Origin of the sequence: Streptomyces sp. NRRL F-5123 (assembly GCF_000721495.1) — a bacterium.
Lineage (GTDB): Bacteria > Actinomycetota > Actinomycetes > Streptomycetales > Streptomycetaceae > Actinacidiphila.
In genome coordinates this window covers 26,172-33,573 of record NZ_JOHY01000075.1, presented here as the reverse complement: position 1 = coordinate 33,573, position 7,402 = coordinate 26,172, and the positions used below count along the sequence as shown (strand labels likewise).

At 69.1% G+C, this 7,402-nt stretch carries 6 protein-coding genes and 2 pseudogenes; 6 read left to right on the top strand and 2 right to left on the bottom strand.

The features are described from left to right. The 4 genes and pseudogenes from IH54_RS0135610 to IH54_RS47380 all read left to right on the top strand — a co-directional run. A partial coding sequence (locus IH54_RS0135610; protein WP_031525107.1) for an RICIN domain-containing protein occupies positions 1 to 534 on the top strand: 534 nt, incomplete at its 5' end. A 553-nt stretch (positions 535 to 1,087) separates the two neighbouring features. Further along, entirely contained in the window at positions 1,088 to 1,423 is a 336-nt protein-coding gene (locus tag IH54_RS45910) for a hypothetical protein (protein WP_159012269.1), read from the top strand. Positions 1,424 to 1,812: 389 nt separating this feature from the next. Beyond that, complete coding sequence (locus IH54_RS47385) at positions 1,813 to 3,000, top strand: NPCBM/NEW2 domain-containing protein (RefSeq protein ID WP_052398228.1); 1,188 nt, start codon at positions 1,813 to 1,815, stop codon at positions 2,998 to 3,000. A gap of 146 nt (positions 3,001 to 3,146) precedes the next feature. Next, positions 3,147 to 3,465, top strand: a pseudogene (locus IH54_RS47380) (IS1380 family transposase); the annotation flags it as partial. A 209-nt stretch (positions 3,466 to 3,674) separates the two neighbouring features. On the opposite strand, the gene IH54_RS0135595 reads toward IH54_RS47380, so the two are convergent. Beyond that, positions 3,675 to 4,664: an aldo/keto reductase gene (locus IH54_RS0135595; RefSeq protein ID WP_031525100.1), complete on the bottom strand. Its 990-nt coding sequence runs from the start codon at positions 4,662 to 4,664 to the stop codon at positions 3,675 to 3,677. A gap of 220 nt (positions 4,665 to 4,884) precedes the next feature. After that, a complete protein-coding gene (locus tag IH54_RS0135590; RefSeq protein ID WP_031525097.1) occupies positions 4,885 to 5,472 on the bottom strand; it encodes a flavodoxin family protein in 588 nt (195 codons plus the stop codon). A 242-nt stretch (positions 5,473 to 5,714) separates the two neighbouring features. On the opposite strand from IH54_RS0135590, the gene IH54_RS0135585 reads away from it, so the two are divergent. Continuing rightward, positions 5,715 to 6,443: a TetR/AcrR family transcriptional regulator gene (locus IH54_RS0135585; RefSeq protein WP_031525095.1), complete on the top strand. Its 729-nt coding sequence runs from the start codon at positions 5,715 to 5,717 to the stop codon at positions 6,441 to 6,443. A gap of 90 nt (positions 6,444 to 6,533) precedes the next feature. Beyond that, positions 6,534 to 7,279, top strand: a pseudogene (locus IH54_RS48190) (winged helix-turn-helix domain-containing protein); the annotation flags it as partial. Positions 7,280 to 7,402: the final 123 nt, after the last annotated feature.

The window sequence follows — 7,402 nt, the reverse complement described above, 5'->3', positions numbered from 1 at the left end:
AACGGCAACACCAACCAGTCCCAGGGCACCTTCTACGAGGGCGCCGTCGTCGCCGGCTACCCCACCGACGCCACCGACAACGCCGTCCAGGCCAACATCAACGCCGCCGGCTACGGCGGTTCCGCCTCCGGCGGCGGCACGTCGGGGCCGCTGCACGCGGTGGGCGCGGGCAAGTGCCTGGACGTGCCCAACTCCTCCACCACGCTCGGCACCCAGCTCCAGATCTGGGACTGCAACAGCCAGGCCAACCAGAACTGGACCCGGAACTCCTCCAACGAACTGACGGTCACCCTGGGCGGCACCCAGCTGTGCCTCGACGCCGCGAACAAGGGGACCACCGCCGGCACCAAGGTGGAGACCTGGTCCTGCAACGGCGGCACCAACCAGCAGTGGCAGCTCAACTCCAACGGTACGATCACCAGCGTCCTGTCCGGCCTGTGCCTGGACGTCACCGGCGCCTCCACCGCCAACGGCGCCTTGGCCGATCTGTGGACCTGCAACGGCCAGTCCAACCAGCAGTGGACCCTGGGATAGCCCCAAGCCGGTCCTGGACCGCGCCCACGCGCGGCGCGGACCGCCCCCGGAGCAGCCCCGCGCTCCGGGGGCGGTGCCACCGGCGGCACCCCTGCTCGGCTTCGTCGGCGTCGAGTGGTCAGCGCAGCCCGTCCTCCGCGTCACTGCGCGCCGTCGGCCGGGACGCCCGGCGCGTCGCCCGAGTGCTGCGCGACCGCCTGGACCTCACGCATTGACTCGACACACGTCACGTCGGACGGCCCGCGGCACAGAGCGCGGCCGGTGAAGTCAGGACAGGCGGACGGTGGTTGCCGCGAGGTCACAACTGATGAGGTACCTGTTCCGATGCGCGTCCTCCAGCGGCCACGAAGGGTGGCTCACCGACCTCCGCACCAGAATGCGTAGGTCGAAATGCCCTCGCAGAGCCACTTCCCATGGTCAAGCAAAAGAAAGAAATTCCAGGTCGGAGCCTGACCTGGAATTCATCGCGGAACCGCCTTCGTCGAACCTGACCGGGGATTCGTGGGCCGCCCGGGCGCAGCTCCCGGGATACGCCAGCAGCATCGGCCCGTCCATGGCCGAGTACAACGGCCGGCTCCACGCCGCCTGGAAAGGCGCCTCGGACGACCGGGCCATCTGGTTCGCCTCCACCGCGGACGGCACCAACTGGACGGGCCAGCAGACCGTTCCGGGGGTGGAGACAGGCATCGGCCCGGCGCTGTGCGCGTCCCGAGGCAGGCTCTACGCGGCCTGGAAGGGCAGGAGCAACGACCAGAGAATCTGGTTCGCGTCCTACGACGGCACGGCGTGGAGTACCCAGGCGCTCGTCCCTGGTACCGCTGGCTTGCGGTGGCCGCCGGCGTCGCTCACTTCTACGACCCGGCGAGCACCGCGAGCCAGGCCGACCTGATGACCACGATCGGGCACGCCGTCAACCACTGGTCCCCCGACGTCGTGTGCGCCCACGCCCGCGATCCTGGCCGCTCACCCCGCACTGGCCGGACAGCTCATAGACCCGTACAGCACGAACGCCGAGTACTGCCTGGAAAACGTCGGCACCCCGCAGGTGTGCATCAAGTCCGGCGGTCGGCGACGCTCTGAACGTCCACGGCAACAACGCGGGGTGCTGGATCCCGCAAACGGCGAGAGTGTCGTCGCATTCGAGGATTTTCCCCACCGTTACGGGAGCGGTGCGAAGCTCGGCGGATACACCTTCACAAAGCCCCACTGACATCGATCACCGTGGCCGGGCCGCGGGTGCGATGACGTTGTTCAGGTGGAGGCGCCGCGCGGTCGTCCATGAACGAGCCGTGGGGCTGCAGCGCCACCGACGAGGACAACATCGCGGCGGCCTGGGTGGCCCACTTCTCCCAAATACCCCGTGGGCGGATCCTGGTGCCCGGCGCCTGGGAGGGGAACCTGTGCACCGTCGGCGCCGACTCCCGGCTGGCCGGCACCCTGCTCTCGCTCCACGACTACACCCTCGGCGGAGAGACCCACCCCACCGAGGCCGATTGGATCACCAGCTTCGAGAACAACGTCTGCGGATACGACAGCCGCGCCGTGCTCACCGAGTTCGGTGTCCCGATGAACACCGGTGTGAACTACGACGGGCCTCGCGACGGCGTCAACGACGTGTCCTTCCTCTACGCGCTCACCGACACCGTGCGCAAACAGGGCATGGGCTCGCTCCTGTGGACCGGCGTGAAGTTCGCTGACCGGACCCAGGGCCCCGGCCCGTGCGAAAACGCCTCCTGCGCGATCACCTCCCTGCAGGGCAGCGCGCCGAACTACACGCTGAGCATCAACAACCAGTCCGGTCTCGACCGGCTTCAATACGGCTGGGGCACCGGCAGCACGGGCGGCGGAGGCGGCGCTGCCACCGGCCCCCTCCACGCGGTCGGCGCGGGCAAGTGCCTGGACGTGCCCGGCGCATCGCAGACCAACGGGACAGTGACGCAGATCTGGGGCTGCCAAGACGGCCGTACCGGATCAGCGACGGGATCAGCAACCGTCATGGTCCCTCCGCCGCCGCCCACCGGCAGCCCGTATGTGTCCGATCTTCCGTTCACTTCCACCAACGGCTGGGGTCCGGTCGAGCGGGACACCTCCAACGGCGAAGACGCTGCTGGCGACGGTCACACCATCACCGTCAACGTCACCACCTACGCCAAGGGTCTGGGGGCACACGCCCTCTCCGACGTCACCGTCTACCTCGGCGGAAACTGCACCGCCTTCACCGCCGCCGTGGGCATCGACGACGAGACAGGCGACTACGGAAGCGTCACCTACACCGTCCTGGCCGACGGCAAACCCGTCGCCACCACCGACGTCCTGCGCGCCTCCCAGGACCCCGTCACCCTCAACGCCGACATCACCGGCGCCCAGCACCTCGACCTCGTAGTCGGCGACGGCGGCGACGGCGGCGACGGCAACGGCAGCGACCACGCCGACTGGGCCAACGCCCACCTCACCTGCGCCAACTGAACCCCGCAGCCCAACCGCAACCAACCCCCGCACGGAATGACGCGGGCTGTCCAAAAGGTGATCAGGACAGCAGAAAGTGCCTCCGACCAGCGAGAACGAGGATTGTCCAGGCCCTTGTTCCCGCCCCTGTCGGAGGCACTTTCCAGGTGAAGAGGCGTATCGGGACCTACCCGCGCGTCCGCGTCGAGTGCGGTGGTCGCGGGGTGGTCGCGCAGGCCGGGGCCGTGCTGCCGGTGGAGACGGTCCGCAAGTCCGGTCCGGATCAGGCGATATCGACGGCGCCGGCGCCCTCACGGAAGCCCCGTGCGGTGCACGATCCGGGCAAGTTCCGTCTCCCGGCTCATCGACGCCCTCGCCGCCGTTGGGAATTGTGCGCGGACCGCAGTCCGCCAGGCCCGCGCTCACGCCCGTGAACACGTCTGGCAACTGGTCGGCGACACGGCACCAGATGCCGACGGGCAGGTGACCCGTCACCGTCCACCAGCGCATCGCGACCACGTTCTACGAGCATCCCGGCAAGGTGTTCCGCGTCCGGGGTCTGCACGAGCACCTCGGCCTGCCCACCGACGAAACCTCGATCAACGTCACCCGCTCCCGCCTTGGACGACTCGTCCGCCAGGGACTCCTCGAACAACCCGGACGCGGCCGCCATCAGGAACGGACTTGACGCTCCCTCAGGTCCAGGTCGGCATGTTTCCCCCGGCGTAGCGGGCACCGAAGCCGCCGTGGGGCAGGATTTCGTCGACGGCCTTGAGGTCGTCGTTGGTGAGGGTGAGGTCGGCGGCGCCGACGTTCTCCTCGATGCGCTTCGGGCTGCGGGTGCCGGGGATGGGCACGATGTGCTCGCCCCGGGTCAGGAGCCAGGCCAGGGCGAGCTGGGAGACGGTGGCGCCCTTGGTCGCCGCGAGGGCGGCGAGCCGGTCGACGGCTTCGACGTTCTTCTCGAAGTTGCCCGGCTGCCAGCGCGGGTCGACGTTGCGTATGTCGTTGCCTTCGTACCGGCCGGCGGGCTTGGCGGTGCCGGTGATGAACCCGCGGCCGAGGGGCGAGTAGGCGACGAAGCCGATGCCGAGTTCGTCCAGGACCGGGAAGAGCTGCTCGACGTCCCGCTCGAACAGGGAGTACTCGGTCTGCAGGACGGAGACCGGCTGCACGGCGTGCGCCCTGCGGATCGTCTCGGGCCCGGCCTCGCTGAGACCGAAGTACTTCACCCAACCCGCGTCGATCAGTTCCTTGACGGCGCCGGCGACCTCCTCGATGGGCACCTCGGGGTCGACGCGGTGCTGATAGAAGACGTCGATGTGGTCCACGCCGAGGTAGCGCAGGCTGTTGTCGGCGACCTTGCGGATGTTGTCTGGCCGGCTGTTGAGAGGGCCGCCGATCTGCTCGGGCGGTACCGACATATCGACGCCGAACTTGGTGGCCAGGACCACGTCGTCGCGGAAGCCCCTGACCGCCTTGCCGACGAGGATCTCGTTGGATCCGGTGCCCCAGCCGTACATCTCGGCGGTGTCGAAGAAGGTGACACCCCGGTCGTAGGCGCGGCGGAGGGCGGCGACGCCGACCTCCTCGTCGGTGGGTCCGTAGGCCATCGTCAGGCCCATCGCGCCGTAGCCGATCGCCGAGACCACAAGGCCCTGACTTCCGAGCGTCCGGTTCTGCATGGTGTGCTCCCCTGAAAGAGACTGCAAAAGTGATTTCTGGATGAAAGTCCCTTATGGGTGGTACGCCTCCCGCGTCCTCTCGCCGAAGCGAACGATTCTGCTGGGCACGCCTGCCGGCATGACCGTTTGGGCCGGGGCAGCCCCACCCGTGACTTTCTGATGCGGACTTGCTTCTCACCCGCGCAGGGCGGATTGCCGGGGCCGTTCACGGACGGTTGTGTCAGCGCGTCACGGCGGTCAGTCCGACGCGGTGGATCCGGGTGTGCTCGGCGACGCGTCGGCCAAGGTGGCGGGCGGTGTTCAGGTCTGCGTCGTGGACCTCGGCCGTGTCGTTGAAGCTTTGTGCGCCGGCGCCGAGGTAGAAGCCGAGGCGGTTGTCGTCCTGGGGGCTGGATGCGGTGGTGTTCCAGCCCGGCAGGAGGTTCAGGCTCACCCAGAGCATCCCGTGCTGGGCCGCCAGGAGCGCCAGGTACTGCAGGGTGTGCAGCTTGTCGCCGCTCATGGAGCCGGAGTTGGTGAAGCCCGCCGCGAACTTGTCGCTCCAGGCTCGGGTCATCCACCGCTTGCTGGTGGCCTCGGCGAAGGCGTGGAATGCCCCGGACGCGGTGCCCATGTAGGTGGGAGTGCCGAAGACGATGGCGTCCGCGTCGTCCATCAGTTCCCAGTCTGCGTCGCTGAGGGAGGCGACGTCCACGGGGTGGACCTGCGTCCCGGCGACGGAGCGTGCGCCGTCGGCGACGGCTGTGGCGATCTGCGCGGTGTGGCCGTAGCCGGAATGCGACGCGATGACGATCGAGATGTCGGACATGGGGTGTTCCTCCTCTGCCGCAATGGCGGCGTGTTCGGTGGTGGCGCCGGCGGACGACGAGCCGCCCGCTGCGACGGTCGGCCGCACTGCTCCACGAGTGAGGGCCGGTGGCCTCGGTCGGGGCGTGGCGCATGCCCAGCCCCGCGGACCGGCGCCGCCCACCATCAGGTGCGTATCGCTGTTCCGGTTGAAACCGTATCACTGATCTAACGTCGATACGCAAAATCAGATATCGTTGTTCCATGGACGAGGGACGACGCGCCGCGCGGCGCCAGGTACTGCAGGTGGCAGCCGAGCTCCTGGAGGAGGGCGGCAGCGAAGCGGTCTCCACGCGCGCGGTCGCCGCAGCCGCGGGCATCACGGCCCCCGCGCTCTACCGGATGTTCGACGACAAGGACGGACTCCTGGCCGAGCTGGCCGCCTACGGATTTGAGATGTACCTGGCCGAGAAACGTGAGGCACTGGCGCTGACCCCCGATGACCCGGTGGCCGACCTCTACCGCGGCTGGGACCTGCACGTCGACTTCGGACTGCGGCACCCCGCGTTCTACATGCTCATGTACGGCACTGTGCAGCCCGGCCGACGGCCCCCCGCCGCGGACGAGGCGCACGCCCTGCTGGTGACACTGCTGCGCCGCTCGGCCGAGGCCGGGCGCCTTCGGGTTCCGGTGGCACAGGCGACCCGCGTCATTCACGCGGCAACCACGGGTGCCACGCTGGCACTGATCGGCGAGGCGCCCTCAAAGCGGGACCTGACCACTTCGGCACGGCTGCGGGACACCGTCATCGCCTCCGTCACCACGGACTCGCCCGCCTCATCCGGGTCGGACCTGGCCTCGCGCGCACTCGCCCTTGACGCAGCGCTGGAGACCGCGCTCACCACCGGACCCCCTGTTGCGGACGCCGGGGTACCCCTGAGAGCCACGGAGACAGCTCTGCTGCGCGAATGGCTGCAGCAGCTGGCAGGCTGAACCGGCCGCGTGCGGACCGGGGCGGGGCCTGGGCTTCGGGCCACGTCCGCTGGAGTGGTGTATCGACGGCCACTCCAGCGGACGTGACCGGAGGCCGTCGAGCGGTTCGCTGCCGGCGCATCCTGTGCGGAGGTCGCCAGGGAGTTACGGATCAGTGTCCGCCCGGTCCAGCGCTGGCGGCGGGCCTGGCAGGACCAGGGCCTGGCCGGGGTGTGTTCGACGGGTCCCGCGTCGCTGCCGAAGCTGAGCGACGCGCTGTCCGCCGTCCTCGAGGAGGAACTGGGCAAGGGGCCGGTGGCCCATGGCCGGCCGGACCAGACATGGACCCTGGCACGCATCAAGACACTGATGGGGCGGCGCTTCCACAAGACCATGACGCTCTCGGGCATCAGTCAGATGCTGCGCCGCCACGGCTGGAGCCACCAGGTGCCCGCCCGGCGGGCGACCGAGGGCGACGACGCGGCCGTGGCCGGCTGGGTGAAGGAGACCTGGCCGTCCGCGGAACAACTGCGGCGGCGCTCGATGCCCACCTCGTCTTCGAGGACGAGGCCGGCTTCTCGATGACGCCGCCGACCGCCAGAACCTGGTCGCGCCGCGGCATGACCCCGGTCGTCAGGGTCCGTGGACGATCCCGGCGTCGGATCTCCATCGCGGCCCTGACCTGCTACAAACCCGGTGAACGTTCCCGGCTGATCTACCGGCCGATCATCCACCGCGACCACAAGGCCGGCGGCCGCCGCAGCTTCGCCTGAACCGACTACCGCGACCTGCTCATCGCCGCCCACCGCCAACTCGGCCGACCCGTCGTCCTCATACGGGACAACTTGAACGTCCACGGGGCTTACGAGAAGTCCAATACCGCAGCGACCTCACCGACGGATGCCTCACCGGCACCGGCCTCACCACGACGACATCACGGACACAACCTCAGTAAACGCAAGCTCAAGGTGATCGACGGC